This window comes from Aeromonas sp. s11 (assembly GCF_040907945.1).
Lineage (GTDB): Bacteria > Pseudomonadota > Gammaproteobacteria > Enterobacterales > Aeromonadaceae > Aeromonas > Aeromonas veronii.
This window is the reverse complement of sequence record NZ_JBFOCU010000062.1, coordinates 300972-326605: the sequence shown is the minus strand read 5'-3', so window position 1 is coordinate 326605 and position 25634 is coordinate 300972. Positions and strand designations below refer to the sequence as shown.

Genomic DNA, 25634 nt, shown 5'->3' with positions numbered 1-25634 from the left:
TCACCAGCGCCCGAGTCGCACCGGAGTCACCTTACCTCATGAAATTCCTGCCCCTCCTACTCCTGTTGGCCTGTCACTCCTTGTGGGCCAAGGACATCCTCTGGATGAGCAATGGCGACCGTCTGACCGGCAACATCGAGGAGGTGACCGAACAGTCGGTGCGCATCGCCCTGCCCTACAGCGGCGCAGTCACCGTCCAGCGGGAGGCCATCAAACGCTGGCGCATCGATAAAGAGGACAAACCCAAGGCAACGGCAAAGGGTGGGCTCAAGCTGTTCGAGGATGACCAGGATGAACGCAACGCCTGGCTCTGGACCGGCAGCGGCGATCTCAATGTCAAACTCAAACAGAATGACAAGCAGACCAACAACGTCAACCTCAAGTGGAAAAGCGAGCTGGCCAATCTGGACTGGCGTTACAGCTTCTCCGGTGAATATACCTATGAGACCGCTGACAACGTCACCGACAGCCATGATTATCAGCTCAACCCTACGCTGGACTACTTCTTCAACCAGCAGTGGTTCTTGCGCACCTCACTCGATGCCGAATATGACATGCTGGATAAAGATCGCTATCTCTACATGGACTATGGCTCGGGGCCTGGCTACCGCTTCTGGAACGACAAACGCCGCCGACTGGAGCTGATGGCCCAAGGGGGATTAAGCCGACTCTACTTCCGTGAAGATAGCGAGGTTCCCAAGATTTTTCTGGGTGAACGGGTCATTGACTACCCCTTCGCCGGTTTTAACTGGGATTATCGCCAACCTTTCTCCCTCTGGCAGGAGAAAATGGAGCTGTTCAGCCAGGGGCGCTATCTGAAATATCTGGCACAAGCTTCCCCCTATTTCACCCGTAATCAGGATCTGAAAGGCAGCATAGGGTTACGCTACTACTTCAACGACCATCTGCGCCTCTCCTGGTCGAGTGAGCTGGATTGGGAAGATGCTGACATCCTTGTCGACACAGGCAGCCCGGAACCCCGAGAGAGCGAACTAAGACACCTGCTCAGCCTTGGTGCCAGTTTCTAGCCTCGGATCCCCAACACGCAAAGAGGAGCCATATCGGCTCCTCTTTGCTTCAGGCAGACAGGCTCGCTAGATCAGTCCCCAAGCGGCAATCTGGTAGATCCATACCATCGCCAACAGGGTACCGACCAACCCCATGATGACGCCGATGCGCACCATCTGGTGACTCTCCACCAGACCGGTGGCATGGGCCAGCGCATTGGGTGGGGTACTGATGGGCAGCGACATCCCGAGCGAGACCGAAATGGTAACCGCCAGGATCAGGGTGTGGCTGCCGCCCCACTCGGCCAGCTCCGGCATGCTGACCGCCAGTGCCGCCACCAGTGGCAGCAGCAGGTTGGCGGTTGCGGTGTTGGACATAAAGTTGGCCATCACCACCGCCAGCAGACAGGCGCCGACCAGCACCGCCAGCGTGGAGTATTCGTGGAACGGAATATGGGTGATGAGCCGCTCGGCCAACCCGGAGTCCTCCAGCGCCAGCCCCAGCGCGATACCGCCCGACACCAGCCAGAGCACATCGAGGGAGATCTTGTGCAAATCGTCCTTGGTGATGATGCCGGTGGTCAGGAACACTGCCACCGGGATCATGGCGACCACGTAGGAGCTCATGCCGTGCAGATCCCCCAGCAGCCAGAGCACTATGGTGGTGATAAAGGTGAGGTAGACCACCCAGGCGCGAGGGGTCTGCATAAAGCGCCCCTCAATCTTGAGATCCATCCGCTTGAGGGTGCTCGGGAAGAAGCGCCCCAGCAGAAACCAGCCAAGCAGCAACAGCAATACCACAAAGGGCACCGCAAATCCCATCCACTGACCGAACGAGATGGCATGCTCGCCGGTCAGGTATTTGAGGGCCACTGCGTTGGGCGGAGTGCCGATGGGAGTGCCGATCCCGCCGAGGTTGGCCGCCAGCGGAATGGCCAGCACAAAGCCGATTTTGGCCGGGTCCTTGTCGGGAAACGCCGCCAGCACAGGGGTAAGGATGGCCAGCATCATGGCGGTGGTGGCGGTATTGCTCATAAACATGGAGAAGGTGGCGGTGATCAACATCAGCCCCAGCATGACGATCCGGGGGTCCTGACCGAACGGGCGCAGCAGCACCCGCGCCAGATTGACGTCCAGATGGTACTTGGTCGCCGCAATGGCGAGGAAAAAACCACCGAGAAACAGCATGATAACCGGCGAGGCAAAGGTCGCCATCACCTCGGTGGACTTGAGCAGCTCACCAAACCCCGGCTCGGCCTTGTCGGCAGTCATGAACCAGAGCCCCTTGTCGGAGAGCAGCAGCAGCTCCAGCACGATGATCAGCACCGAGGTGGCGAAGATAGGGATGGGCTCCAGGATCCAGCAGAGGGCGGCCAGCACGAAAATAGCCACGACCCGCTGCTCGATGACGGTGATCCCCTCCAGCGGGATCCAGTGGGTCGGGATCAGCAGGATGGCGAGGCTCAGCAGCAGTGGCAGAATAATCTTGTTATTGATGGGCACTATTGTCTCCAGGATCGGGAGTAAGAAGCCAATAGTGGCATAACATGCTATCGCCTCACGCGGCTATCTCGCCAAAATGAGAGCTGGCTAACTGCACGGCGCACCGTTTTGTGAGTCATATCAAGCTGGGGTCGGCGCGCGATGGCTGACGCCTCAACCCTTGCAACAAACAGGCAAAAAAACGGGCCCGCTGTTCGTTGCACACGACAGCGGGCCCGTTTCACCATTCATGCCGATGAGGGGGCTCAGAAGTAGATGCGGGTCACCGACTCGATGACGCAACCCGGGCGGCGGATCCCTTCGATCTCCACCTTGATCTCTTTGAGCAGCTCCAGCCCACCCTTGATGGGGGTGACCCGGGCCAGCTTGGTGCGGGCACGGATGTTGCTGTCCACCTTGATGGGGTACGGGAAACGTACCTGATCCAGCCCGAAGTTCACCACCATGCGGGCGGTCGGGAACTCGGGGGTGGCCTCATCGACCGAGCCGGTCAACTGCGGCAGCAGCGCCAGGGTCAGGAATCCGTGGGCGATGGTGGTCTTGAAAGGCGACTCGGCGGCCGCACGCTCCGGATCGGTGTGGATCCACTGGTGATCCCCGGTCACGGCAGCAAACTGATCGATCATCTGCTGGCTGACGTGCAGCCACTCGCCGACATGGGTCTCTTCACCGATGCGGGCCTGCAGGGCGGCATAGAGCTCGGCCGCCTCGGCCCCCAGCTCAACTGCGGGTTCCTGAGCCACGGCAGGCTGACCGTTGGCCACTTGTGCCACGGTTGCTGCATCCTGTTGCTGCTCGCTCTGGGACTCGGCTTGCAAGTCCAGCACACGCCCCAGCAAAGGGTGAAGATGTGCCTTTTGCTGAAACTCACGCCAGTAGTCGCGGATCGCCGGAGAGAGCCAATCCTTGAGCTCAAAGGGGTGCTGCGCCAGAATTTCGCGCTTGCGCTTCAGAAAATCGACAACTTTCATCTACCGATCCCTATTTGATTCAATGCCTGTAAAGAGGTCTAACCAGTCCTATTTTATTAAAGTTTCAGCTGTAAGTGCAAAAAAAATCTCGGCGTACACCTGTACCAAGGCGGAAGTAACTACTTATACCATGTAAACCAGCACGATCTGCCAATTAGGAAATCGATTGCCAAAGATGCCGCCGGCAGGGGAAACTCGCGGGATTCATCATGAAAAAAGGCCCTCATCGGGCCTTGTGGTGGGGACTCAGCGCGCGCTCGGCCAGCCGCGACGCAATCCCTCCTCATCCAGAAAGGACCAGGCGAGGATCCGGCTCACCTTGTTGCCCTGTGCCATGTCGATCACCCGTACCTGACGCGCCCCCACCCGGCTCAACGCCTTTTTCGCCCCCGGCAGGTTCTCCTTTTTCGACACCAGCGAGCTGAACCAGAGGCACTGAGTGGCAAACTCCTTGCTCTGGGCAATCATGTTGGCCAGAAACGCCGCCTCGCCGCCTTCGCACCAGAGCTCGGCCTTCTGGCCGCCGAAGTTGAGCACAGGGGCGCCTGTCACCTCCTTGCCCAGATTGCGCAGCTTGCGCTCCGTCCCCTTACTCGCCTCTTCCAGCGACGCATGGAACGGCGGATTGCACAGCGTCAGAGCGAAGCGCTCCTTCGGCCCTATAATGCCGCGAAACACATGGTTGGGGTTACCCTGCAAACGACACTCAATCTGGTTGCCGAGTCCGTTGCTCTTGGCCAGCAGGGTGGCCGCCTTGACCGAGACCGGATCGATATCCGATCCCACAAAACGCCAGCCATATTCGCGGCAGCCGAGCAGCGGATAGATGCAGTTTGCCCCCACCCCGATATCCAGCACTCTCACCCCCTTGCCGGTAGGGAGCTGGCCTGCGCTCTCGGCCAGCAGGTCGGCCGCCCAGTGCAGGTAGTCCACCCGTCCCGGGATAGGCGGGCAGAGGTAACCGGCAGGCAAGTCCCAGTGGGCAATCCCGTAGTGATGGGCCAGCAGGGCGCGATTGAGGGTCTTCACTGCATCGGGATTGGCAAAATCGATGGTGCGGGTGCCGTAGTCATTGATAAAGACATGAGCGGCCAATTCGGGAGTTCGCAGGCAGAGCGCCTCAAAGTTGTAACCCGCCTGATGGCGATTACGGGAGTGAAGTCCGGATTTGCGGTCGCCCGACTTGGGGCCACCGGCTGATAGGATGCGGGGTTTCATGCTGAGCCTGCCGAAGAAAACGGGCCCACACTATAGTGATTTGACTCGGGAAAGTCTAAACGAGGGCAATAAAAAACCGGGCTATCGAGCCCGGTTCAAGTGAGGTTGGAAAAACAGTCCGTACTGCGAGCCGTTTGTCCAGCCTGACTCAGATATCGATCCGGCGAGCTTGCCAGAACTTGTTGCGCCAATATTGGCTATCCAGCTTGGAGCGCGTCACACCGGCTCGGGTCGAGGCATGGATGAATTCGCCATTGCCGACATAGATGCCAACGTGGTTGAGACGACGATTGATTTTGAAGAAGACCAGGTCACCCTCGACCAGATCCTGCTTGGAAACGCGCGTCCCTTCATGGACTTGGGAGCGGGTATCGCGGGGTAATTCGATACCGACGGCATTGCGGAACACTTCACGGGCAAAGGCGGAACAGTCGATACCGCGCTGGCTGCTGCCACCCATCCGGTACGGAACACCACGCCACTCTTTATATACAGTCAGGATTTCATTCACATCGGGTGTCTGGGAAGCTTCCGGTTCGATGACAGGTTCAACCATGGAAACTTCGATCTTGCTCGCGACCTCGGGTTGGGGTGCCGAGGCACAACCCACCATTCCGAGCGCGACCAGCAGTAGCATCAGGTGGCGCAATCCTTTATCCCCGCTAAATAGTAAATCTTGTTAAAATACGGCCCCAAAGGGCAATTTATAAGGCAACAGCACCCGACTATATCCAAGAATTCTATCGAGGCAAGTGAAAATCCCTATCAAGCTCACATTTTTGCAAGGAAATGCACGATTTTTCATAATTAATGTGATCATGACCAAACAATATACAATCGCAAAAAGAGCCTTGGGCCTCATAGATAACTGGCTTTTATCCCTGCTTCAGCACCTTTTTAAAGTGAAAAATCATGATCGAAACCGATCTTTTTTTGTTAAAACCGGCCAGGGTATGCCAGGAACTGCTTGCTCAATTGCCTGAATGGCTGTCAACCGATGAGCAACATATCTGGCAAGTCATGACCCATCCTGAACGGCGCCAGGAATATCTGGTGAGCCGCGCCCTGCTGCGCCAGCTATTGGCCGAGCGGCTGCAACAACCTGTCGCCAGTCTGCAATTTTGCAACGGCCCCCACGGCAAGCCCCGACTGCATGATGATGCTTGGCAGTTCAATCTGAGCCACAGTGGCAGCTGGCTGGTGTTGGCGCTCTGCCCGCTGGGGCCGCTTGGGGTGGATATCGAACTGGGCAAACGGCGGCATCATCCCCTCCCGCTGGCCCGCCGGTTTTATGCACAGAGTGAATATGAGTGGCTCTGCGCACAGCCTGCTCAAGAGCAGGAGAGCGCCTTCTACCGGCTCTGGTCACGCAAGGAGGCGGTACTGAAAGCCCACGGTGGCGGCATAGCGGCGGGACTGGAGAAGGTGCGGTTTCTCCCGGAGGAAGGGTGGCGACTCGACAACCGGCTCGATGACACCCCTTATCAGGTACAGGATTGGCCCTTTGCCAGCGGCTGGCTCAGCCTCGCGGCGGCGGCAACCCCCGTGGCCTTTTACCGGCTGGATGAGCGCTTGAATTGCCACTCGCTTAACCCCATGTTACTTAACACCCCTTCTGAAGAGTCCAACTCATGATCGTCGACATTACTCCCCAGAATTTTCACGCTGAACTTATCGATGCGTCCATGAAGAAGCCGGTCGTCATCTATTTCCATGCTCCGCAGATGCCGGAGTGCCAGGGGATGACACCGCTGATCGAATCACTGGTTGGGCCCGCCAATGAGCAGGTCACCCTGGCCAAGGTGGATATGAACGATCCCCAGCTGCAACCGCTGGCCAGCCAGCTCGGCCTGCGCGCCCTGCCGGCGCTGGTGCTGTTCCATCAGGGTCGCCCTGACGAACAGGGGATCATCGAAGGGCCGCAGGATGAAGCCACCCTGCGCCAGTATTTCGCCGCCTTCGCCCCCAAAGAAGAGGAAGAGTTGCTGGCCAAGGGACAACAGGCGCTGGCTGACGAGCAGCCCAGCATCGCCTATGCACATCTGACCAAGGCACACCAGCTGGCCCCTGAACGTCACGACATCAGCCTGTGGCTGATCCAGGCTGCGCTCAACCTCAACCTGCTGGAGGAAGCACAGGAGCGCCTCGGCACCATCCCGATGGCGGCGCAGGATGGCCACTTCCATACCCTGAGCTCACGGCTGGCGCTGGCCCTGCAAGCGGCAGACAGCCCGGAGCTGCGCGCGCTGGAAGCCCGTCATGCAGAACAGCCTGATGATTTTGCCCTGACTCAGGAGCTGGCGGTGCAATACAACCAGGCTGGTCGTCAGGAAGAGGCGTTGGGACTGCTGCTGGAGATCCTCAAACGGGATTTGGCATTCGGCGATGCCAGAAAGACCTATCTCGATATTCTGGCGACCATGGGCAGCACACCGGCGGCACAGAGCTACCGTCGCAAACTCTATAGTCTGCTCTACTGATCGGAATCGAACTGGCTGGTAATGATGGGGGAGTGCCAGGAGACCGGCATGACCTCATGGGTCAAGTACGAAGAAGGTATTGTGGAAATAAGTTGCTGTGGGAATAGTGGAGATACGGTGAATTTCAGGCAAAAAAAAATGGCGCAAAACTGCGCCATTTTTTTCGCATGGATTACTTCTTGTAGGAAGTAGCCATGTTGTCGATGCGCTGGTTAGCACGCATAGCTTCTTGCTTGGCTTCGGCAACATCAGCAGCGATTTTGGACTGATCAGCACGAACTGCGCTAACATCTTGAGCCAGTTGGTCAACTTTGTTAGACAGATTCTGAACGGAAGTTTCCAGTTCGCTGGTGTTTGCACAACCGCCCAGCAGAGCGGACAGACCAACAACACCTACCAACAACAATTTTTTCATTTTTAAAGCTCCCTTGAACTCGCCAGACGTTTAGCAAGCGGCGTGATTATGGCACAAAAAAATCCTACTTTGCATAGTCCCCACCATAGATAAATGCATTAAAACCCTCATTTTTTTTTGAATGAACAGTTTTTGTCCAGATTCGTCTAAAAAATGAGTGCCGTGTGGTGGGGGCACGGACAAAGGTTAACCAAATTTTTGCCTTATTACAATTTCGTATGAGGCTCAGGCTGTACGTTCTGACAACAATTGACGATATTGCACCAGATCCTCGATGGTCAGCACCGGCATCTGGTGCTTGCGACCGAACGCAACCAGGTCTGGCAGACGCGCCATCGAGCCATCTTCTTTGGTCAATTCACACAACACACCAAACGGTTTGAGACCAGCCAGCTGCATCAGATCGACCGTCGCTTCGGTATGACCCCGGCGGGTAAGCACCCCACCGGTTCGCGCCCGCAGCGGGAAAACATGACCCGGGCGGTGCAGATCGCCCGGTTTGGCGCCGTCTGCGATGGCTGCACGGATGGTGGTGATGCGATCAGCCGCCGAGACACCGGTCGTGACCCCCTGCGCCGCTTCGATGGTCACGGTAAAGGCGGTCTGGTAGTGACTGGAGTTGGCCTCCACCATCATTGGCAGTTCGAGCTGGCGAACCCGCTCGTCGGGCAGGCAGAGGCAGACGATGCCGGAGCACTCGCGGATCATCAGCGCCATCTGTTCATTGGTCATGGATTCAGCGGCGAAAATGAGGTCGCCCTCGTTCTCCCGATCTTCATCGTCGGCCACCAGCACGCCGCCTCCAGCACGCAAGGCAGACAGCGCCGCTTCGACACGGGCAACGGGATCACCGAATTCACTGAGTAGAGACTGATTCATGGTAAAACTCCTAAACAAAACAAGGACCAGAATCAGGGCATGGAAAGGCAGACAGAGACGGGCATGCAGCGGCCAGCCCACAAGGGCCAACACGGCAAGGTCTGTCTTATCCTCTTTCATCCGGACTATGACCGTCGGCTCCGGCATCTCACCGGATCTGCTGACCCCGACCCGGCAATCAGCCAAGTCGGGCGCTCGCGGGCTCCCCGAGTCAATCGGGATACCGCCGGTGGGGAATTGCACCCCGCCCTGAGAATAAGCGCAGACAGCCTAAAGAAAAACGGTTGCAGATACCAGCCAAAATCCCCCGCAGGCTGAAAAGCGTTTCAACATTGCGCCCGGGATCCCGCTCTGCGGCCTGCTCGCCAGCGTGCGAGGCCATGACTGGCGAATTTCTTTATGGCGCGGATCGGTTTATGGCATAGTTCCCGAAACAAAAAAATAGGGCCCGAAAAGAGAGCCTGAACAACGCTGCCGGCGCAGACAGCAGCGCCAACACCACAAACGGAAAATGACAGAGATGGAAAAGAAAATACTGCTCACGGATTGCCCGGATGCCAAAGGGCTCATCGCCAAGATCACCAACATCTGCTACAAGCACCAGCTCAACATCATCAAGAACGATGAGTTTGTGGATCACGAGAATGGCCGCTTCTTCATGCGTACCGAGCTGGAGGGGCGCTTCAACGACGAGACCCTGCTGGCCGACCTCGATGATGCCCTGCCCACCGGTGCCCAACGCCGTCTGGTCAAGGCGGGCAAGAAGCGCATCGTCATCCTGGTTACTAAGGAGACCCACTGCCTCGGCGATATTCTGATGAAGAACTACGCGGGCGCGCTGGATATGGATATCGTCGCGGTGATCGGCAACTACGACACCCTGGCCGAGCTCACCGGCAAGTTCGATATCCCGTTCCACACCGTCAGTCACGAGGGTCTGAGCCGGACAGAGCATGAGGAGCAGGTTCGCGCCATCATCGACAGCTATGAGCCTGACTATGTGATCCTGGCCAAGTACATGCGGGTGCTGACCCCGAGCTTCGTCGAGGCCTATCCGCGCAAGATCCTCAACATCCACCACTCCTTCCTGCCCGCCTTCATCGGTGCCCGCCCCTACCGGCAGGCGTTTGATCGCGGCGTCAAACTGATCGGTGCCACCGCCCACTTCGTGACCGACGATCTGGATGAAGGCCCCATTGTCGAACAGGACGTGATCCACGTCGGTCACGCCTTCAGTGCGGACGACATGGCCAAGGCGGGTCGGGATGTGGAGAAATCGGTGCTGAGCCGCGCGCTGGAGCTGGTACTGAACGAGCGGGTGTTCGTCTACGGCAACAAGACGGTGGTCTTCAAGTAATCCGCCCACATGGCTCGTATGCAAACGCCAGAAACAACAACGGCTCCCGCGGGAGCCGTTGTTGTTTTTGCGCAAAATATCAGAGCGGCAGATCGTTTACCATCACCGCGCCCTTCTCCAGCTTCAGCTCGGAGGTCAGCGCTTGCTTGTCGGCCTTCAGATAACCCATCAGGGTCAGCTGATCGAGCATGGGGGCCAGTTGCGGCACCGCCTTGCCCAACTTGTCGCTGAGGCTGGCATGCAGCACGCCGGAGAGGGCCTGCATCCCCGCGTCGCTGTTGAACAGCTGCTCCAGCGAGGTGGAGGCCAGCTTCACGTCCCCCTTCATGGTCACCGCCTCACCGTTGAGCTTGGCGCTGAGATCGGCCAGTTCAAGGGTCGCGCCACGTTTGAGCATCTTGTCCAGCGCCTGCTGGATGGCGGCATCTTCAACCCCCTTGCCACCGGCGGCCTGCAGCCCCTGATACCCTTCCAGATCCAGACCGTTGAGGTTGAGCGCCAACTTGCTGTCGGTCACCGCCAGGGTGTCGGTCTCGTTCTCCAGATCCAGCTTGGCAATTTTCATCTGATAGCTGCTGGAGAGGGTCTGGGCATCATCACCGGTCAGCTGAGTCTCGGTGGTCATCCCCTGCAGGGCGACCTTGACGCTGTCAGGCAGTTGCACCGTGAGGGCCGAAAGGGTCATCTCGCTCTGGGGCGAGAGGAGCACACCGCTGATCTCGGCAATGTCGGCACTCCCTTTCAGATCGGCCAGCACCAAGTCCATCTTGCTCTGCTCTTCGTGAACCGTCATCCCCTGCCAGGTCATGGTGAGGTGACCATTCCCCTCCAGATTGCCGTGGAACTCGCCGCTCAGCGGCAGGAAGCTGAACTCGTCCAGCCCCTGTTGGATCTTGAATTCATTGGCCCAGAAACGGCTGCTGTTACCCTGGGTCCAGAGACTGGTGACCGACTCCAGACCGAGTTCCCACTGCTCCATGCCCAGTGCGGTGAAAACCGGCGCTAGCGTGCCATTATGGGTATCGAGCAGGAAGTGGCTCTTGATGTAGAGCGGCAGGATCTGGCTCTTGACCACCAGCTGCAACTCGATGGGCTGACTGCCCTCCAGCTCGCTGTCGATGGCAGCCAGCTCCTCCGGCGTCACCACGACCTTCAGGATCCCGTCACGGGTGAAGAGGTTGCTGCTACCCGGCTGCCACTGCATGTCGATACCGGTCTCTTGCTCTACCTTGGCAATCTGCTCCGCCATGATGTTGTCGAAGCTGTTGCCAGTGTACCAGCACGCAGCCAGACCACCACCTACCAGTGCCGCACCCACGGCGAGGGCCACTATCTTTTTCATATATCCATGTGTCTCCAGGGAGTTGTCACTGCACTCTACGGGGCGGACTCGGGGCTAGGCAAGTCCAATCAGATGGCGAGTCCACTTTCTTGCGGCTCGCCACAACATCACAACAAGGGGCTGAAGAGATAGAAGATGTTCTCCATCGCCTTCTTATACCAGGGGCGGGCCTGCCATTGGGCCAGGGTCATCGGGGTGGCTTCTGCCATATAGCCCTGTACCAGCCGGGTCATCTGGGCCACAAACGAGGGGTTATCCACCAACAGGGTCACCTCGAAGTTGAGCCAGAGGCTGCGCCGATCCAGATTGACCGTCCCCACCAGAGCGAAGTCATCATCCACCAGCACGCTCTTGGTATGGAGCAGACCGGCATCGTAGCGGTAGATCTCCACCCCGGCCGCCAGCAGTTCCTCCATAAAGGCGTTGCAGGCGTAATTGGCCATGATGGAGTCGTTGCGTGCCGGCAACACCAGCTGCACCTGCACTCCGCGCGCCGCTGCCGAACTGAGTGCGGCCGCCAGCGGATCGTCGGGTACAAAGTAAGGGGTCGTCAGCACCAGATGGCTGCGCGCCTGATAGATGGCCAGCAGCAGGCTCTGCTGGATGCAGTCGCCGCCGACGAAGGGACCGGACGGGATCAGCTGGGCGCGGTAGTTGGTCTGGGGCCAGGCTTCCGGCTCATGCTGCAGACTGTCGAGCAGCCGCTCGCCGGTCTCCATCTCCCAATCCCAGACGAAGATCGACCACATCAGCGGCACCATGGGCCCCTGCACCCGGATCATAATGTCGACCCACTGGCCGACCCCGGCATCCTGCTTGAAGAAACGGGGATCCACCATGTTCATGGAGCCGGTGTAACCCACCCTGTCATCGATCACCACCAGCTTGCGGTGCATCCGCAGATCCTGACGCTGGAACAGAATGCGCCAGGCGCCGACCGGCAGCACCTCCACCAGCTTGACCCCCGCCTTGCGCAGCTTTTTGGGCCAGTGGGAGCGGAAGAACTGCTTGCTGCCCACCGAATCGAGCAGCAAGCGACAATCCACGCCGCGTTGCGCCACTTCAATGAGCGCCTCGCACACCTCGTCGGCATCGCCGCCCGGATGCCAGATGTAGAACTCCAGATAGCATGAGAGGGTCGAGCGACGGATATCCTGGGCAATCTCGCGCAAGATCCAGTCCGGCTTGTTGAGCAAGGTCATGCGGTTGCCGGAGAGCATCGGCATGGCGAGCCGTCCCTGGATGAGATCGTGCAGCGGCTGTGCCTTGGCGCCCACTTCGCAGCAGTGCTGCGGGAACAGACGGGCCAGTTGCCGGATCCAGATGGCATAAGGGCGATACATGGCCTGGGCGCGCTCGGCACGGCGGCGCCCCAGCTTTATTTCACCAAACAGCACATAGAAACCCACCCCGGCAAACGGAATGGCATAGATCAGCGCCAGCCAAGCCAGCGACACCCCGATGGGACGGCGTTTCATCACCACCCGAAACGACACCCCGGTGACAATCACGGTATGAAAAAGCAGTAGCAGCCAACCCAGAAAACGGGAAAACAGCAGTTGAAGATCGTGTTCCAGACCGTTAAACAACGGGGACTCCTTCTAATCGACAAACAGCGCGGTGGGCAGACCCCAACCGGCCGGGATGGTATGCTGTAAGGCAAATCCATTCTATCAGGTCGCACGCATGATCCTGCAATCTATGCTGCTCAGCCTGGCCATGCTAGGCCAAGGCTCATATGACATCAATGAGCAACAGATAAACCAGTACCTGCAATCTCAGGTGCAAGTCGACAAACAGCTGGAGCTGCCGGGCATCATCAAGGCCCATGTGACGCTTGAGCAGAGCGATGTCCAGATCGGTCGCCAACGCCCCGATACCGCCCGGGTCTATGGCAAGGGCAAGCTCAAAATCGCCCTGCCAGACAATACCCAATATGACGCCCGCCTGCAGATGACCTATGAGGCGAGACCCCGCTATGACAAGAGCCAGAGCGCGCTGTTTCTCGATAACATGAAGCTGGTGGAGTACAAGCTGGAGCCGGAGGCGGCCGAGAAGAAGTTCGGACTGATGCTCAACATGCTGCTGCAGAGTATGGAGAAGCGGCTCGAGACCAAACCGGTCTACAAACTCAATGACAAGGATCCGGATCAGGCCTGGCTGAAGGAGAATCTGCTGGGGCTGGAGCTGTCACCGGGCAAGATCCACCTGCTGACCAAACCCCGCTAAACCGCTCAATTCAGGAGGGGCTGGGTGGTATCCCGTACCAGCAGTTCCACCTGATAACCCTGCTGCTGCTGCCGCTCGTAGAGGGAGAAGAGCGACCCGCTCAATTGATTGAGGGGCATATCGGCAAACCCGGCCTTGAGATAGAAAGGCTTCTCGAAGGGTAGCGCCTGACAGACCACAGGTTTGTCCAACAGACCGTGACAGGCGTGCTGCAACAGCCGAGATCCCAATCCCAGCGACTGGTAGTGGGGCAACAGGCGAAAGCCGCACAGATGGTAAAACTCCTCCTCGTCCCGCAACCGTACCGCCCCCACCAGCCAGTGAGCATCACGCACGACAAAGATCCGCTCGGCCAGATCCGGCACATAGTGGGAAAACGTCGTCTCGTAATAGTCCCTGATAAGGGAGAGGTCGGCGTCGCAGTACTCTTCGAAAGTGAGTTCCATCACCAGCTTGCTTGTCACAGACAAATCCTTTGATAATCAGTTATTAGTGCCAGATACGGTGCGCTAATCCGACCACATGACGCCAGCACGATAGCATGCCTTTCGTCAACAAAAAAGCGGACGTCATGGGCAGCTTGCTTACCCGGTGGAAGAGGCCATGACCCACCGCCTGACGGCTAAAACCGTGCTTTATGATGACAATCCTTTATTGCGGCGGATACTTTGATCCCGGTCACCGAATCGGATCATTTGCCCCCTGTTGGCCGCTTGTTCTGCCCTCGTCATGATGCTTTACTCAACATGGTCATCACAAGAAGGAGTATCAGGGTTGAAAGCATGGATGCTGGCAGGCCATATGTTGTTGATCCCCCTGAGCGGATGGAGCCAGACTCCCCCCCCCGCGGAGGTGATCTTCCTGACCGCAGCTCCCTCCCCCTTGCGTCCGAGCAAAGATGCCACTCCCGCCTCACAACCCGACACCGCTCAAACAGCGGCAGTCGCCACCAACGGCAAGAAGCAGATCCAGGTCTATAAATCGGTGCAACAAAACGGAGTGGTTCGCTACTCCGACATGGCGCCCGAACAAGGCCATTACGAGCTGCTGCTGTTCAACGACTGCTTCGCCTGCGACCCCAAATCCAGCGTCAACTGGCAGACCACAGGGCTGTTTCTCTATGACTATGCCAGCACCATCAAGGCGGCCGCCAAAACCTATCAGGTTGAGCCTGCGCTGATCCGGGCGCTGATCCATGCTGAATCCGCTTTTAATCCGCTGGCGGTCTCCCGCAAGGGGGCGATGGGGCTGACCCAGCTGATGCCCGCCACGGCGCGGGAGTTGGGGGTCGGCAATGCCTTGCTGGCGGAGCAGAATATCTTCGGCGGGGTGAAATACCTGGCGGGACTGCTCAAGCAGTATGACGGCAACGTGGCGCTGGCGACCGCGGCCTACAACGCCGGCGCGGGCGCCGTACAAAAACATGGCGGTATCCCGCCCTATGCGGAAACCCGTGCCTATGTGGAGCGCGTCCAGCTCCTCCACCTGCGCTACAAAGAGATGCTGCAGGCCAAAGGGCTCTGAGGTTAGCCTCGGTTAATGCTCTTTTCTCGCCCCTCCAGAAACAAAAAACACGCCCGCAGGCGTGTCGATACCACACTTTGTTTCGCAAATGATTACTTCTGCTCAGTCGCCACCAGGCGATAAGCCAGCGCACCCAGAATGGCACCGACAATCGGGGCAACCCAGAACAGCCACAGCTGGCTGATAGCCCAGTCACCGACAAACAGCGCAACACCGGTACTGCGAGCCGGGTTGACCGAGGTATTGGTCACCGGAATGCTGATGAGGTGGATCAGGGTCAGGCACAGACCGATGGCGATCGGCGCGAAACCGGCAGGCGCACGGCTATCGGTGGCCCCCATGATGACAAACAGGAAGAAACCGGTCATCACCATTTCGCACACCAGTGCGGCAGTCAGACTGTAACCACCCGGAGAGTGCTCACCGTAGCCGTTGGAAGCAAAACCGGCAGAGAGATCAAACCCGGCCTGACCGCTGGCAATCACGTAAAGCACGGCAGCAGCGGCAATGCCACCCAGCACTTGCGCCACGATATAAGGCAGTACACCGGATGCCGGAAAACGACCACCCGCCCACAAGCCGACAGTCACGGCCGGATTGAGGTGGCAACCGGAGATATGGCCGATGGCAAACGCCATGGTCAGCACGGTCAGACCGAAAGCCAGCGAGACCCCCAACAGACCAATCCCGACGTGAGGGAAAGCTGCAGCCAGCACGGCACTGCCGCACCCGCCCAATACCAGCCAGAAAGTGCCCATAAACTCAGCAGCAACAGGTTTCACATTATTTCTCCCATTTGAGATAACACAGAACAAGACCCGAGAAGGGCCCATGCTTGAACAAGCGCAGCATTATGGGAGTGTGAGTCCAGATTGCGAACCCTGCAGGCAGAGCTCACTGAATGTGATGTTCGTCACAATCAGTTGATTAGATAAGGGATTTATCATTAAGACAGCTGGCTGCACATCTCATACCCAAGGGTGTCATACGACAACTTGTGACACCGTTTAGCTCGAGTGCTCATCCCTTGAACGATAAAAACGGAGGCGTGGTCAGTCTCCTGCAGGGGCAAAACGGCTGACAACCTGCCCCTGATGCTCAATCCATTCCATAAACATGGCGACGGGTCGGGCATAAACCTGACCATCCTGCTCGGATTGATAAATGACCAGCTGCTCCTGGGTTTCGGTATGCAGAGCCAAGGCAAGCACTTGATAGTAACCCCCCTTGAAGTGGCGATAGCGGCCTGGAACGGGTGCTTGCATGGGAAAACCTCGTAGAAGTGAACACCGATGAGCGAACCACATAAAGATGACACCATGGGTACCATTCAACTCATCGAAAAGGGGGACGAAGACGATTTTTTACACAAGCCAATCGTGCCACAGGATCCGGATATTGCAACACAGTCAGGCAGCATTGTTAATTCGTTCCCCATGTTTCACTAGTTAACCTTGGTTAGCACCAAAGATCGTGCTGAATTTAACGTTCTAGCAACCCTGTTTCAGGGCTAAAAATCAGGGAATTCTTCTAAAAAGAGGATTGTTCTAGCATTCAATTCTGTGAAGAATAGGGGAAAAGAAATTTGATACTAAAAATCGCCTTTTTCGCCAACGCGTCCCTGTGGGGAAGGAATCACACTCACCATGTTCACAATCGACAAGTCGCACAAGCTCGACGATGTCTGCTATGACATCCGCGGCCCGGTGCATAAAGAGGCTCGCCGTCTCGAAGACGAAGGCCACCGCATTCTCAAGCTCAACATCGGCAACCCGGCCCCGTTCGGCTTTGATGCGCCGGAAGAGATTATCAAGGATGTCATCCTCAACATGCCGCTGAGCCAGGGCTACTGCGACTCCAAGGGGCTCTTCTCTGCCCGTAAAGCGGTGATGCAGTACTACCAGCAAAAAGGGATGCGCAAGGTCGATATCGACGACATCTACATTGGCAATGGCGCCAGCGAGCTGATCGTGATGGCGATGCAGGCGCTGCTCAACAATGGCGACGAGATGCTGGTACCCTCCCCCGACTACCCGCTCTGGACCGCCGCCGTCACTCTCTCCGGTGGCCATGCGGTGCACTATCGCTGCGACGAAGGGGCAGACTGGTACCCGGATCTCGACGACATCCGCGCTCGCATCACCCCGCGCACTCGCGGCCTGGTGCTGATCAACCCCAACAATCCGACCGGAGCCGTCTACGGCAGCGAGTTCCTGCTGGAGGTGATCGAGATTGCCCGCCAGCACAACCTCATCATCTTCGCCGACGAGATCTACGACAAGATCCTCTACGACGATATCTCCCACACCAGCGTCTGCACCCTGTGTGACGATGTGATGGTGGTGACCTTCAACGGCCTCTCCAAGGCCTACCGCGCCTGCGGCTTCCGTCAGGGCTGGATGGTCATCACCGGTCCAAAAGGCCGTGCCCGCGGTTACATTGAAGGGCTGGAGATGCTGGCCTCCATGCGGCTGTGCGCCAACGTGCCGATGCAGCACGCCATCCAGACTGCGCTTGGCGGCTACCAGAGCATCAACGAGCTGATCCTGCCGGGCGGCCGCCTGCGCAAGCAGCGGGACAAGGCGTGGGAGCTCTTGAACGAGATCCCCGGGGTCTCCTGCGTCAAACCCAAGGGGGCGCTCTACATGTTCCCGCGCCTCGACCCCAAGGTGTATGACATCCGCGACGATCAGAAGATGGTGTTCGACCTGCTGCAGCAAGAGAAGCTGCTGCTGGTACAGGGCACCGGCTTCAACTGGCCGGCGCCGGATCACTTCCGGCTGGTGTTCCTGCCCCGCGAAGAGGAGCTGGAAGATGCCATCGGCCGCCTCGCCCGCTTCCTCAAGGGCTACAAGCAGTAAGCAAAGCTCATGAAAAAGGCTCCCGCGGGAGCCTTTTTGTTATCTGTGGTTTTATCCGTGCCATCAGCCGTGCAGCAGGGCACCGGCTACCAGCACCGCCATGGTGATGAGGGCTACGCCGATGATAAAGGGCAGCACCCAGCGCACGAAGCGATCGTAGGGGATCTTGGCGAGCGCCAGACCAGCCACCAGATGGGCGGCGGTGGGGGCAAACAGATTGATCCAGCCGGAGGCGGACTGATAGGCCGTGATCACCAGATCCCGCGAGATGCCGGAGAAATCAGCCAGCGGCCCCATCAGCGGCATGGAGACGGTCGCCAGCCCCGAGGTGGAGGGGATGAAGAAGCTCAGGATGATGTGCACCAGATAGGCCATCAGGATGAAGACCGACGAGGAGAGCCCGGTCACCAGCCCTTCAGCCCAGTGCAAAATGGTGTCGATGATGACGCCCTGCTCCATCACCACATAGATGCCGCGCGCCACCGCCACCACCAGCGCTACCCCGATGAGATCCCGAGCGCCGCTCAGGAAAGTCGCCACATAGTTGGACTCCGGCATCCGGTTGATCAGCGCAATCAGGATGGAGGCGCTAAAGAACAGGGTGGATAGCTCGTCAAACCACCAGCCAAAGGTGGGTAGCACGTCGATCCCCAAGTCCGACCAAGGCACCACCGCATAAATCATCAGCAGGAAGGTGCCGAAGAAGACCAGCATGGTGAGCTTCTGCTTGCCGGTGAAGGCAAGGTTGCCGCTCTTCATCTGGGAGAACTCGTCGTCATAGGTGATGTCGGCCAGCACGGAGCGGGATTTGTCCTGCTGCACCTGCTTGGCATAGCGCATCACGAACCAGGAGGCGAAGATAACCAGCAGCAACCACTGGATGACCCGCAGGCCAATCCCCTCACCGATGGGGATACCGGCAAAACCGGAGGCAATGCCGGTAGCAAACGGGTTGACGGTGGAGGCAAGCACCCCGACCCCGGAGCCAAGCAGGATAATCCCCGCCGCCACCATGCGATCGAAGCCCGCCGCCATCATCACCGGCACGATCAGTGCCCAGAAGGCTACCGTCTCCTCTGCCATGCCGAACGTGGAGCCGCCGAGGGCAAACAGGGCGATCAGCACCGGGATCAGCAGCCGCTCACGGCCAGCAAAGGCTCGCACAATGGCCCCCACCCCGGCATCCAGCGCCCCGCTTTGCATGGTCACCGCGAGAAAACCACCGATGATGAGCACGAACAGCGCCACATCGGCCGCCTTGTGAAAGCCCTGAATGGGGGCCTTGAGCACCTCGAACACTCCTTGCGGGTGGGCGGGTAACTCGGTGTAGCTGCCGGGCACCGGCAACAGCCGCTCGTCGCCGCTGTAATCGGCCACGGCAGCTGCCGCCACCGGCTGCTGGGTCTTGGCGGTGACATAGTCATATTTGCCCGCTGGCAGCACCCAGGTGAGGGCGGCCATCAGGGCGATGATGATAAAAAGCAGGGTATAGACAGTGGGAAGTTGGCGCTTCTTGGGCGCCTCGTTTGGAGTGGTCATAGCTTCCGTACCTCGGCAATGCCGTCTGTGATCCGATCTGCGCAAGACTAGCGGGTTTGATATGGGAAAAAGGTGATCGCTGATAATAAAATTCCGCAAATTAGCGGAATGTTTGCCAAAAAAACAGGGCCCCGCGGGGCCCCGTTTTCACTTGAGTCAGACTCAGAGCTCGACCACGTCGAATTTCACGTCCGGATTCACATCCGCATCGTAATCGACCTCATCCAGACCGAAACCGAACAGGCGCAGGAACTCCTGCTTGTAGCCGGTGTAATCGGTCAATTCGGAGAGGTTTTCGCTGGTGATGGATGGCCACAGATCACGGCAGGTCTGCTGCACATCTTCGCGCAGTTCCCAGTCATCCATGCGGATGCGAGCCTGATCGTCCAGCGCCATGTCGGACGCGTAGAGACGGGTGCGCATCATGCGATCCACCTGCTCCATGCAGCCCTCGTGAATGCCCTTCTCCTTCATGATCTTGAAGGCCATGGAGATATAGAGCGGCATCACCGGAATGGCAGAGGAGGCTTGAGTCACCACGGATTTGAGCACAGCCACGTGAGCGGTGCCGCCCTTGGCTGCCAGATCGCCACGGATGGCGGCGGCGGCGCGATCCAGATCTTCCTTGGCGCGGCCCAGAGTGCCATGCCAGTAGATTGGCCAGGTCAGATCGGTACCGATGTAGGAGTAGGCCACGGACTTGGCGCCGTCAGCCAGCACGCCGGCATCGCGCAGGGCTGCCATCCACAGCTCCCAATCCTGACCGCCCATGACGGTGATGGTGTTCTGGATCTCTTCCTCATTCGCCGGCTCGACGGTGGCTGTGATGATCTGATCCTTGTTGGTATCGATGGCGGTGGTGGTGTAGACCTCACCGATCGGTTTGAGGGCAGAGCGCACCACTTCGCCGGTTTCCGGCATCTTGCGCACCGGAGAGGCCAGGGAGTAGACCACCAGATCAATCTGACCCAGATCCTGCTTGATAAGTTCAATCACCTTGGCGCGGCACTCGTTGGAGAAGGCATCACCGTTGACGCTCTTGGCGTAGAGGCCCGCCTCTTTGGCAACCTTGTCGAAGGCGGCAGAGTTGTACCAGCCAGCGGTACCGGTCTTGGACTCGGTGCCCGCTTTTTCAAAGAAGACGCCGAGGGTGGCGGCGCCGCTACCGAAGGCAGCCGCAATCCGGGAGGCCAGGCCATAACCGGTGGAAGCGCCGATCACCAGCACCTTCTTGGGACCATTCTCGATGGTGCCCTTGGCCTTGGTATAAGCGATCTGGCGACGAACATTGGCTTCACAACCGACCGGATGAGTGGTGGTGCAGATAAAGCCGCGAACCTTGGGTTTGATGATCATATGGGGTCTCGGATCCGTTTAATGGATGAAATCGGGGCATAAGATACCTCATCTTGCCGCGATAAGGTGCTCTGATGTGTTGAACTGCGGCAAAAATGGGCATCCGAAGGTGGCAATCATGGTCCATGCCATGGTGCCACCTCACGGCAATTAGCAGGCAATGCGGGTGATGTGGCCATCCTGCAGCTTATAGAAGGCATCTTGGGGCAACTCCTGTGACCAGGTCGCCTTATAGTCGAGATCGGCATAGACGCCTCGCAACATGGCACCGAGCAGACCGTGGGAGATAACAATGGCCCGCTCGGCGATGGCAGGATCCTGCAACCACTGGTGTGCCCGGCGCTGAATGCTCTCGAAGCTCTCGGCCCCCGGAGCCTGCAGATACCAGTCCCCCTTGCCGGTATCGAGCTCGGGATGAGCGAGCCGCAGCGCCGGGATCTGGCAGCTCTCCCACTCTCCCATACCGAGCTCCATCAACCGATCGTCCCAGACGATGCGATCTGCCGTCAGCCCCAGTTGCTCGCACACCAGCAGTGCAGTCTGACGGGCACGCCCGAGCGGGCTGGCATAGACGATCCAGTCGTTGGGATCCGCCAGTTTTGCGGCAAGGCGCCGCCCCATGGCGATGGCTTGCGCCTCGCCCTTGTCGGTCAGATCGGAGTTACAACGCCCCTGCAGACGCTGCTCGGCATTGAAGCGAGTCTGGCCATGGCGCAGCAGATAGATGAGTCGAGACATGATTTCTCCAGCACGTTCAAAGAGATAGAAAAATAAAGGGGGAAGATGATAGCAGATGAGCCCGAAGGATGGCCCAAACAGAGAGGCTAAAACGGGCGTAAAAAACGGGTCAGGGTTGACCCGTTTGCTGCCAATTTGGCCAGAGTGTGTCGGCTCAGCCCTTCTTGATCTCCCGCAGATAGCGGTAGATGGAGTGGACCGAGATCCCGAGCTGGCGCGCCGCAATCTGGGCACTGTCTTTTAACTCGAAGATCCCCATGTCGTGCAGCTGGTTGACGATAACCCGAGTCTTCTGGGACGGAGGCACCGCCTCGTTGCCACGCACCTCGGCACTGACGGTGTCGATGGTGCTGTTGAGCGCTTCGTCGATGTTGCGGGCGAACACCTCCGGGGTGGCATGGCTCTCGTGGGGATGCATGCACTCCGGCATCATGGTCCGTAGCACGGATTGCAGCGGGGCATCCATGTCGCTGTTGATGCAGAGCAACCCGATGGCCCTGTGCTCCCCGTTGCGGATCACGGTGGTGATGGAGCGCAGGGTCTTGCCGGTGGCACACTTGGTCATGTAGGGGCTGGAGATATCCTGCCCGCTCTTGAGCTTCATCATCGCCAGGTTGGTGATGGGGGCGCCGACACTGCGGCCGGTGATATGGCCGTTGGCAATCTTGACGATCGAGGGATTGCGCGCATCCAGACTGTGGAGCAGCACTTCGGTGTGCTGACCATACATGGCGGCGATGCCGTCCACAATGTTCTCCATCGACTTGAGGATCTCAAAATCGCTCGGACTCAACTCTTGCAGCTTCACAATGGGACCTTCTTGCAAGGGTTGCTGCCGGACAATGGACACCGGGCAGCAACCGACAGGGACATCAGGCGGACATGATATCAATAATGGTGCTGTCTGTGGCAGACATGCCCTCCTTCACCATCTGGCCGACGTTGCGGATGGTCTGATCCACGTCACCTGCGACGATCCCCTGCCCCGACACCGAGTGGCTGTTGAGGGCCATCAGGAAGCCGCGCACCGCCGCGCCGGAGGAGGTACTCACCTTCATGGCGCAGGAGGCTTTCGCCCCGTCACATACCATACCGGCACTGTCGCTCAGTACGTTCTGGATGGCGAAGCAGGATTGCTCGAAGCTGCCGCCCGCCAAATAAACCATGGCCATGGAGGCGGCCGCGCTGGTCACGGTATTGCCACAGAAGGCCGACAGCGGCGGATAGTGGGACTTGATATAGATGGCGCCCAGATGGCTCATGATGAGGGCGCGAGCCAGCTGCTCTTCGCTGGCCGCAAAACGCTCGGCAATCACCATCACCGGAATGGTGGCGGCAATGCCCTGGTTGCCGCTGCCAAAGTTGCTCATGGCTGGCAGGGTCGCGCCCCCCATGCGGGCATCGGAGGCAGCCGCCGTCATCATCACGATGCGGTTCATCACATCCTCGCCGATAAGACCGGCATCGATGTTCTGCTGCATGGTGCGGCCAATCTCCAGGCCATAGGGGTTGTTCATCCCCTCGGCGGAGAGCTTGCCGTTGAGCTCGGAAGCTTTGAGGATGAACCTGATCTGCTCGAACTCCACCTGGGTGGCGAACTCGTAGATGGCGGCGATGCTGATATCCACCCCATCGCAAATGGAACCGGTGGCACCGCCCTGACTCTGATCGGCGGTGAAGGTCACCTCGCTATCGCGGCGCTGCTCGACGATGCGGGTATGACCGCCGCAGAGGGTCACTTCGGCGCTGTGCTCTTCACCCTTGTCATCATTGCCATAAACGGTCACGCGGCAGAAGATAAACTCGGGGGCGGCGGTGCGGCTCACCTGCACCTTGCCAGCATCAATCAGCTGCTGGGCACGATCCACCTGTTCTGGCTGGATCGCGGCCAGCACCTCCAGCCCGGCGTCGGCGTTACCGCCGATGGCACCGGCCGCGGCCGCAATGGCCAGACCGATCTTGCCGGTGCCCGGCACATAGACACCCATCGAGTTTTTATAGAGATTGTCCGACACTGCAACCTCGAGGCGACCGGGCTCACAGCCCAGTTGCCGGGTGGCGACCGCTGCGGCATAGGCGGCGGCGATTGGCTCGGTACAACCCAGCGCTGGTTTGACAACCTGTTGAATAATCTGCAGATACTGCTGCCACGCTTGTTTCATCACTTGAACCTTTTTATCAGCATTAACGAGCGATATGGGCGATCGCTTCCACTTCAACCTTGACGCCCATCGGCAGATCCTTCACTGCGAAGCAGCTGCGCGCCGGACAATCTTTCTGGAAATAGGCTTTATAGACCTCGTTGAACGCGGCAAAATCGCTGATCTCGGCGAGGTAGCAGGTGGTTTTGAGCACGGTATCCAGCGAGCCGCCAGCGGCTTCCAGCACGGATTTCAGGTTTTCCAGTGACTGGCGGGTCTGGGCGGCAATGCCCCCTTCCACCACACCACCCTGCTGCTTGCAGACCGGCAACTGACCGGAGGTAAAGATGAGTTCGCCATAGGCAGTGCCGTGGCTGTAGGGACCGATAGCGTCAGGTGCCGCTGCTGCTGTGATGATGCGTTTCATATAGCCACTCCTGTTTGTGCAATTTTTTTTGCAATCATGAATCTCATTCCGTTCAACATTATTTGCTTTTTATTTTATCCATTCAACAAAAAGATACAAAAATGGCGTTTAAAGGCACCTTTCGGCCTCAATATAAACCGTGATCATCATCCTGATTTGAACAAAAGTACTCTTATGGGCATTGTTTATGACAGTTTCATTCAACTATATTTGCGCCGCTTTCCCACATCCCTACAAAAAAGAAGGTTTTAATGGACGCGCATAGCACTACACTCGCCAGCCCCGTGATAGGCACGCTGGAATGGAAAGAAGCGGTTCGCTTCGACAGCACCGACTGGGGCTGGATCATCATGAGCATCGGCATGGCCATCGGCGCGGGGATCGTCTTCCTGCCGGTACAGGTGGGTCTGATGGGCTTGTGGGTCTTTCTACTCTCGGCGGTGATCGGCTACCCCGCCATGTACATGTTCCAACGCCTCTTTATCAACACCCTGGCCACTTCGCCGGAGTGCAAGGATTACCCCAGCGTCATCACCGGCTACCTCGGCAAGAACTGGGGTGTGCTGCTCGGCGCGCTCTACTTCGTGATGCTGGTGATCTGGGTCTTCGTCTACTCCACCGCCATCACCAATGACAGCGCCTCCTTCCTGCAGAGCTTCGGCGTCACCGACGGCCTGCTCTCCGAAAACCCGCTCTACGGTCTGGTGCTGATCTGCGGTCTGGTGGCACTGGCCTCGCGCGGCGAGAACCTGCTGTTCAAGATCTCCACCTTTATGGTGCTGACCAAGATCAGCGTGGTGGCGGTGCTCGGCCTGATGATGGTGGACAAGTGGGATGCGGCCAACATCACCGCCATGCCCGCCGCCGGTGACTGGATGAAGGATGCCATCATCATGCTGCCCTTTACCCTCACCTCCATCCTCTTTATCCAGAGCCTGAGCCCCATGGTGATCTCCTACCGCTCGCGGGAAAAGTCGCTGGAAGTGGCCCGCTTCAAGGCGATGCGCGCCATGAATATCGCCTTCGGCATCCTGTTCGTGGTGGTGTTCTTCTACGCGGTCTCCTTCACTCTGGCCATGGGTCACGATCAGGCGGTCAAAGCCTCTGAAGAGAACATCTCCGCACTGGCCATGGTAGCCCAGGGGATGCCCGGCCAGACCCTCAAGCTCCTGAGCCTCACCCTCAACATCTTTGCGGTAATGACCGCCTACTTCGGCGTTTACCTCGGTTTCCGTGAAGCCTGTCAGGGGCTGGCAATGAACCTGCTGCGCCGGGTGCTGCCGGAAAACCGCATCAACAAAGGATTGGTGGGCAAAGGGATCATGGTGTTCACCGTCATGCTCTCCTGGGGTGCCATCGTGCTCAACGCCCCGGTGCTGAGCTTCACCTCCATCTGCAGCCCCATCTTCGGCATGGTGGGTTGCCTCATCCCGGCTTATCTGGTCTATCAGGTACCGACGCTGCACAAGTACAAGGGCACCTCCCTCTACATCATCATCGTCACCGGCCTACTGCTCTGCGTCTCGCCCTTCCTGGCGTTCAACTGATCGGTTTCCCCTTATCGACCACGGGTCACCTTCGGGTGGCCCGTTTTCTATTGGCTCGGCTGACCGCGCCCCCGCCCGGAAGTAAAAAGCCAAGGGGATC

25 protein-coding genes and 1 riboswitch are annotated in these 25634 nt (G+C 58.4%); of the genes, 8 read left to right on the top strand and 17 right to left on the bottom strand.

The window, feature by feature from the left end:
* Window positions 1-38 precede the first annotated feature (38 nt).
* A complete protein-coding gene (locus AB5Y84_RS20095) occupies window positions 39-1028 on the top strand; it encodes a DUF481 domain-containing protein (RefSeq protein ID WP_042055473.1) in 990 nt (329 codons plus the stop codon).
* Between the two features lie 66 nt (window positions 1029-1094).
* Here the strand turns inward: AB5Y84_RS20095 and AB5Y84_RS20090 are convergent, their stop codons facing one another.
* The 4 genes from AB5Y84_RS20090 to AB5Y84_RS20075 form a co-directional block, all read right to left on the bottom strand.
* Window positions 1095-2510 carry a DASS family sodium-coupled anion symporter gene (locus AB5Y84_RS20090; protein WP_076495096.1) on the bottom strand — a complete coding sequence of 472 codons (1416 nt, stop codon included), beginning with the start codon at window positions 2508-2510 and terminating at the stop codon, window positions 1095-1097.
* Between the two features lie 245 nt (window positions 2511-2755).
* A complete protein-coding gene (locus AB5Y84_RS20085; protein ID WP_019445964.1) occupies window positions 2756-3481 on the bottom strand; it encodes a MaoC family dehydratase in 726 nt (241 codons plus the stop codon).
* 246 nt (window positions 3482-3727) lie between these two features.
* Entirely contained in the window at window positions 3728-4699 is a 972-nt protein-coding gene (gene rlmF / locus AB5Y84_RS20080) for a 23S rRNA (adenine(1618)-N(6))-methyltransferase RlmF (protein ID WP_257725617.1), read from the bottom strand.
* A 148-nt stretch (window positions 4700-4847) separates the two neighbouring features.
* Window positions 4848-5336 carry a C40 family peptidase gene (locus AB5Y84_RS20075; RefSeq protein ID WP_005334331.1) on the bottom strand — a complete coding sequence of 163 codons (489 nt, stop codon included), beginning with the start codon at window positions 5334-5336 and terminating at the stop codon, window positions 4848-4850.
* 275 nt (window positions 5337-5611) lie between these two features.
* Here AB5Y84_RS20075 and AB5Y84_RS20070 point away from each other — a divergent pair, with 275 nt between their 5' ends.
* The gene (locus tag AB5Y84_RS20070; protein WP_368177612.1) at window positions 5612-6334 is read left to right on the top strand and encodes a 4'-phosphopantetheinyl transferase superfamily protein; all 723 of its coding nucleotides are present in this window, start codon (window positions 5612-5614) and stop codon (window positions 6332-6334) included.
* Window positions 6331-7179 carry a tetratricopeptide repeat protein gene (locus AB5Y84_RS20065; protein WP_257725618.1) on the top strand — a complete coding sequence of 283 codons (849 nt, stop codon included), beginning with the start codon at window positions 6331-6333 and terminating at the stop codon, window positions 7177-7179. Before AB5Y84_RS20070 ends, AB5Y84_RS20065 begins: the two co-directional genes overlap by 4 nt.
* A 172-nt stretch (window positions 7180-7351) precedes the next feature.
* On the opposite strand, the gene AB5Y84_RS20060 is transcribed toward AB5Y84_RS20065, so the two are convergent.
* Window positions 7352-7594 (bottom strand): Lpp/OprI family alanine-zipper lipoprotein, encoded by a 243-nt coding sequence (locus AB5Y84_RS20060; protein WP_005334342.1) that lies wholly within the window; start codon window positions 7592-7594, stop codon window positions 7352-7354.
* Window positions 7595-7819: 225 nt separating this feature from the next.
* Window positions 7820-8473, bottom strand: a complete 654-nt coding sequence (gene ribB, locus AB5Y84_RS20055) for a 3,4-dihydroxy-2-butanone-4-phosphate synthase (RefSeq protein WP_005334344.1) — start codon at window positions 8471-8473, stop codon at window positions 7820-7822.
* A gap of 104 nt (window positions 8474-8577) precedes the next feature.
* Window positions 8578-8734: riboswitch (FMN riboswitch) on the bottom strand.
* Between the two features lie 259 nt (window positions 8735-8993).
* Between ribB and purU the strand changes: the two genes are divergently transcribed.
* Window positions 8994-9830, top strand: a complete 837-nt coding sequence (purU, locus tag AB5Y84_RS20050) for a formyltetrahydrofolate deformylase (RefSeq protein WP_005344188.1) — start codon at window positions 8994-8996, stop codon at window positions 9828-9830.
* Window positions 9831-9909: 79 nt separating this feature from the next.
* On the opposite strand, the gene AB5Y84_RS20045 is transcribed toward purU, so the two are convergent.
* Both AB5Y84_RS20045 and cls read right to left on the bottom strand, forming a co-directional pair.
* Window positions 9910-11172 carry a YdgA family protein gene (locus AB5Y84_RS20045; RefSeq protein WP_257725620.1) on the bottom strand — a complete coding sequence of 421 codons (1263 nt, stop codon included), beginning with the start codon at window positions 11170-11172 and terminating at the stop codon, window positions 9910-9912.
* A 107-nt stretch (window positions 11173-11279) separates the two neighbouring features.
* On the bottom strand, window positions 11280-12761 hold the full coding sequence (gene cls / locus AB5Y84_RS20040) for a cardiolipin synthase (RefSeq protein ID WP_005361740.1): 1482 nt from the start codon (window positions 12759-12761) through the stop codon (window positions 11280-11282).
* Between the two features lie 97 nt (window positions 12762-12858).
* On the opposite strand from cls, the gene AB5Y84_RS20035 reads away from it, so the two are divergent.
* Entirely contained in the window at window positions 12859-13401 is a 543-nt protein-coding gene (locus AB5Y84_RS20035; RefSeq protein ID WP_257725621.1) for a DUF1439 domain-containing protein, read from the top strand.
* Between the two features lie 5 nt (window positions 13402-13406).
* Here the strand turns inward: AB5Y84_RS20035 and AB5Y84_RS20030 are convergent, their stop codons facing one another.
* The gene (locus tag AB5Y84_RS20030) at window positions 13407-13847 is read right to left on the bottom strand and encodes a GNAT family N-acetyltransferase (protein WP_041980377.1); all 441 of its coding nucleotides are present in this window, start codon (window positions 13845-13847) and stop codon (window positions 13407-13409) included.
* A 340-nt stretch (window positions 13848-14187) separates the two neighbouring features.
* Here AB5Y84_RS20030 and AB5Y84_RS20025 point away from each other — a divergent pair, with 340 nt between their 5' ends.
* Window positions 14188-14925, top strand: a complete 738-nt coding sequence (locus AB5Y84_RS20025; RefSeq protein WP_058055841.1) for a lytic transglycosylase domain-containing protein — start codon at window positions 14188-14190, stop codon at window positions 14923-14925.
* Window positions 14926-15017: 92 nt separating this feature from the next.
* Here AB5Y84_RS20025 and aqpZ read toward each other — a convergent pair whose 3' ends face one another.
* Complete coding sequence (gene aqpZ / locus AB5Y84_RS20020; RefSeq protein WP_019445956.1) at window positions 15018-15707, bottom strand: aquaporin Z; 690 nt, start codon at window positions 15705-15707, stop codon at window positions 15018-15020.
* Between the two features lie 270 nt (window positions 15708-15977).
* Window positions 15978-16190, bottom strand: a complete 213-nt coding sequence (locus AB5Y84_RS20015) for a DUF1653 domain-containing protein (protein WP_005334366.1) — start codon at window positions 16188-16190, stop codon at window positions 15978-15980.
* Between the two features lie 381 nt (window positions 16191-16571).
* Here AB5Y84_RS20015 and AB5Y84_RS20010 point away from each other — a divergent pair, with 381 nt between their 5' ends.
* Window positions 16572-17786, top strand: a complete 1215-nt coding sequence (locus tag AB5Y84_RS20010; RefSeq protein ID WP_005334367.1) for a pyridoxal phosphate-dependent aminotransferase — start codon at window positions 16572-16574, stop codon at window positions 17784-17786.
* Between the two features lie 63 nt (window positions 17787-17849).
* Here the strand turns inward: AB5Y84_RS20010 and AB5Y84_RS20005 are convergent, their stop codons facing one another.
* From AB5Y84_RS20005 to AB5Y84_RS19980, 6 genes are all read right to left on the bottom strand, one after another.
* Window positions 17850-19325, bottom strand: coding sequence for a YfcC family protein (locus tag AB5Y84_RS20005; RefSeq protein WP_139410581.1), 1476 nt, complete (start codon window positions 19323-19325; stop codon window positions 17850-17852).
* 162 nt (window positions 19326-19487) lie between these two features.
* The gene (fabV, locus tag AB5Y84_RS20000; RefSeq protein WP_368177611.1) at window positions 19488-20681 is read right to left on the bottom strand and encodes an enoyl-ACP reductase FabV; all 1194 of its coding nucleotides are present in this window, start codon (window positions 20679-20681) and stop codon (window positions 19488-19490) included.
* 150 nt (window positions 20682-20831) lie between these two features.
* On the bottom strand, window positions 20832-21419 hold the full coding sequence (locus tag AB5Y84_RS19995; protein ID WP_257725624.1) for a histidine phosphatase family protein: 588 nt from the start codon (window positions 21417-21419) through the stop codon (window positions 20832-20834).
* A gap of 154 nt (window positions 21420-21573) precedes the next feature.
* Window positions 21574-22227 (bottom strand): transcriptional regulator, encoded by a 654-nt coding sequence (locus AB5Y84_RS19990; RefSeq protein ID WP_005334376.1) that lies wholly within the window; start codon window positions 22225-22227, stop codon window positions 21574-21576.
* 64 nt (window positions 22228-22291) lie between these two features.
* Window positions 22292-23581, bottom strand: a complete 1290-nt coding sequence (locus AB5Y84_RS19985; RefSeq protein WP_368177610.1) for a serine dehydratase subunit alpha family protein — start codon at window positions 23579-23581, stop codon at window positions 22292-22294.
* Window positions 23582-23603: 22 nt separating this feature from the next.
* Window positions 23604-23987: a Rid family detoxifying hydrolase gene (locus tag AB5Y84_RS19980; RefSeq protein WP_368177609.1), complete on the bottom strand. Its 384-nt coding sequence runs from the start codon at window positions 23985-23987 to the stop codon at window positions 23604-23606.
* Window positions 23988-24238: 251 nt separating this feature from the next.
* On the opposite strand from AB5Y84_RS19980, the gene AB5Y84_RS19975 reads away from it, so the two are divergent.
* On the top strand, window positions 24239-25534 hold the full coding sequence (locus AB5Y84_RS19975; RefSeq protein WP_368177608.1) for a hypothetical protein: 1296 nt from the start codon (window positions 24239-24241) through the stop codon (window positions 25532-25534).
* Window positions 25535-25634: the final 100 nt, after the last annotated feature.

Excerpts from the sequence above, each read along its gene's own strand:
- AB5Y84_RS20095 (WP_042055473.1), top strand. The coding sequence starts at position 39 with ATGAAATTCCTGCCCCTCCTACTCCTGTTGGCCTGTCACTCCTTGTGG.
- AB5Y84_RS20085 (WP_019445964.1), bottom strand. The coding sequence starts at position 3,481 with ATGAAAGTTGTCGATTTTCTGAAGCGCAAGCGCGAAATTCTGGCGCAG.
- rlmF (WP_257725617.1), bottom strand. The coding sequence starts at position 4,699 with ATGAAACCCCGCATCCTATCAGCCGGTGGCCCCAAGTCGGGCGACCGC.
- AB5Y84_RS20075 (WP_005334331.1), bottom strand. The coding sequence starts at position 5,336 with ATGCTACTGCTGGTCGCGCTCGGAATGGTGGGTTGTGCCTCGGCACCC.
- AB5Y84_RS20070 (WP_368177612.1), top strand. The coding sequence starts at position 5,612 with ATGATCGAAACCGATCTTTTTTTGTTAAAACCGGCCAGGGTATGCCAG.
- AB5Y84_RS20065 (WP_257725618.1), top strand. The coding sequence starts at position 6,331 with ATGATCGTCGACATTACTCCCCAGAATTTTCACGCTGAACTTATCGAT.
- AB5Y84_RS20060 (WP_005334342.1), bottom strand. The coding sequence starts at position 7,594 with ATGAAAAAATTGTTGTTGGTAGGTGTTGTTGGTCTGTCCGCTCTGCTG.
- ribB (WP_005334344.1), bottom strand. The coding sequence starts at position 8,473 with ATGAATCAGTCTCTACTCAGTGAATTCGGTGATCCCGTTGCCCGTGTC.
- purU (WP_005344188.1), top strand. The coding sequence starts at position 8,994 with ATGGAAAAGAAAATACTGCTCACGGATTGCCCGGATGCCAAAGGGCTC.
- AB5Y84_RS20045 (WP_257725620.1), bottom strand. The coding sequence starts at position 11,172 with ATGAAAAAGATAGTGGCCCTCGCCGTGGGTGCGGCACTGGTAGGTGGT.
- AB5Y84_RS20035 (WP_257725621.1), top strand. The coding sequence starts at position 12,859 with ATGATCCTGCAATCTATGCTGCTCAGCCTGGCCATGCTAGGCCAAGGC.
- AB5Y84_RS20030 (WP_041980377.1), bottom strand. The coding sequence starts at position 13,847 with ATGGAACTCACTTTCGAAGAGTACTGCGACGCCGACCTCTCCCTTATC.
- AB5Y84_RS20025 (WP_058055841.1), top strand. The coding sequence starts at position 14,188 with ATGCTGGCAGGCCATATGTTGTTGATCCCCCTGAGCGGATGGAGCCAG.
- AB5Y84_RS20015 (WP_005334366.1), bottom strand. The coding sequence starts at position 16,190 with ATGCAAGCACCCGTTCCAGGCCGCTATCGCCACTTCAAGGGGGGTTAC.
- AB5Y84_RS20010 (WP_005334367.1), top strand. The coding sequence starts at position 16,572 with ATGTTCACAATCGACAAGTCGCACAAGCTCGACGATGTCTGCTATGAC.
- AB5Y84_RS20005 (WP_139410581.1), bottom strand. The coding sequence starts at position 19,325 with ATGACCACTCCAAACGAGGCGCCCAAGAAGCGCCAACTTCCCACTGTC.
- fabV (WP_368177611.1), bottom strand. The coding sequence starts at position 20,681 with ATGATCATCAAACCCAAGGTTCGCGGCTTTATCTGCACCACCACTCAT.
- AB5Y84_RS19995 (WP_257725624.1), bottom strand. The coding sequence starts at position 21,419 with ATGTCTCGACTCATCTATCTGCTGCGCCATGGCCAGACTCGCTTCAAT.
- AB5Y84_RS19985 (WP_368177610.1), bottom strand. The coding sequence starts at position 23,581 with ATGAAACAAGCGTGGCAGCAGTATCTGCAGATTATTCAACAGGTTGTC.
- AB5Y84_RS19980 (WP_368177609.1), bottom strand. The coding sequence starts at position 23,987 with ATGAAACGCATCATCACAGCAGCAGCGGCACCTGACGCTATCGGTCCC.
- AB5Y84_RS19975 (WP_368177608.1), top strand. The coding sequence starts at position 24,239 with ATGGACGCGCATAGCACTACACTCGCCAGCCCCGTGATAGGCACGCTG.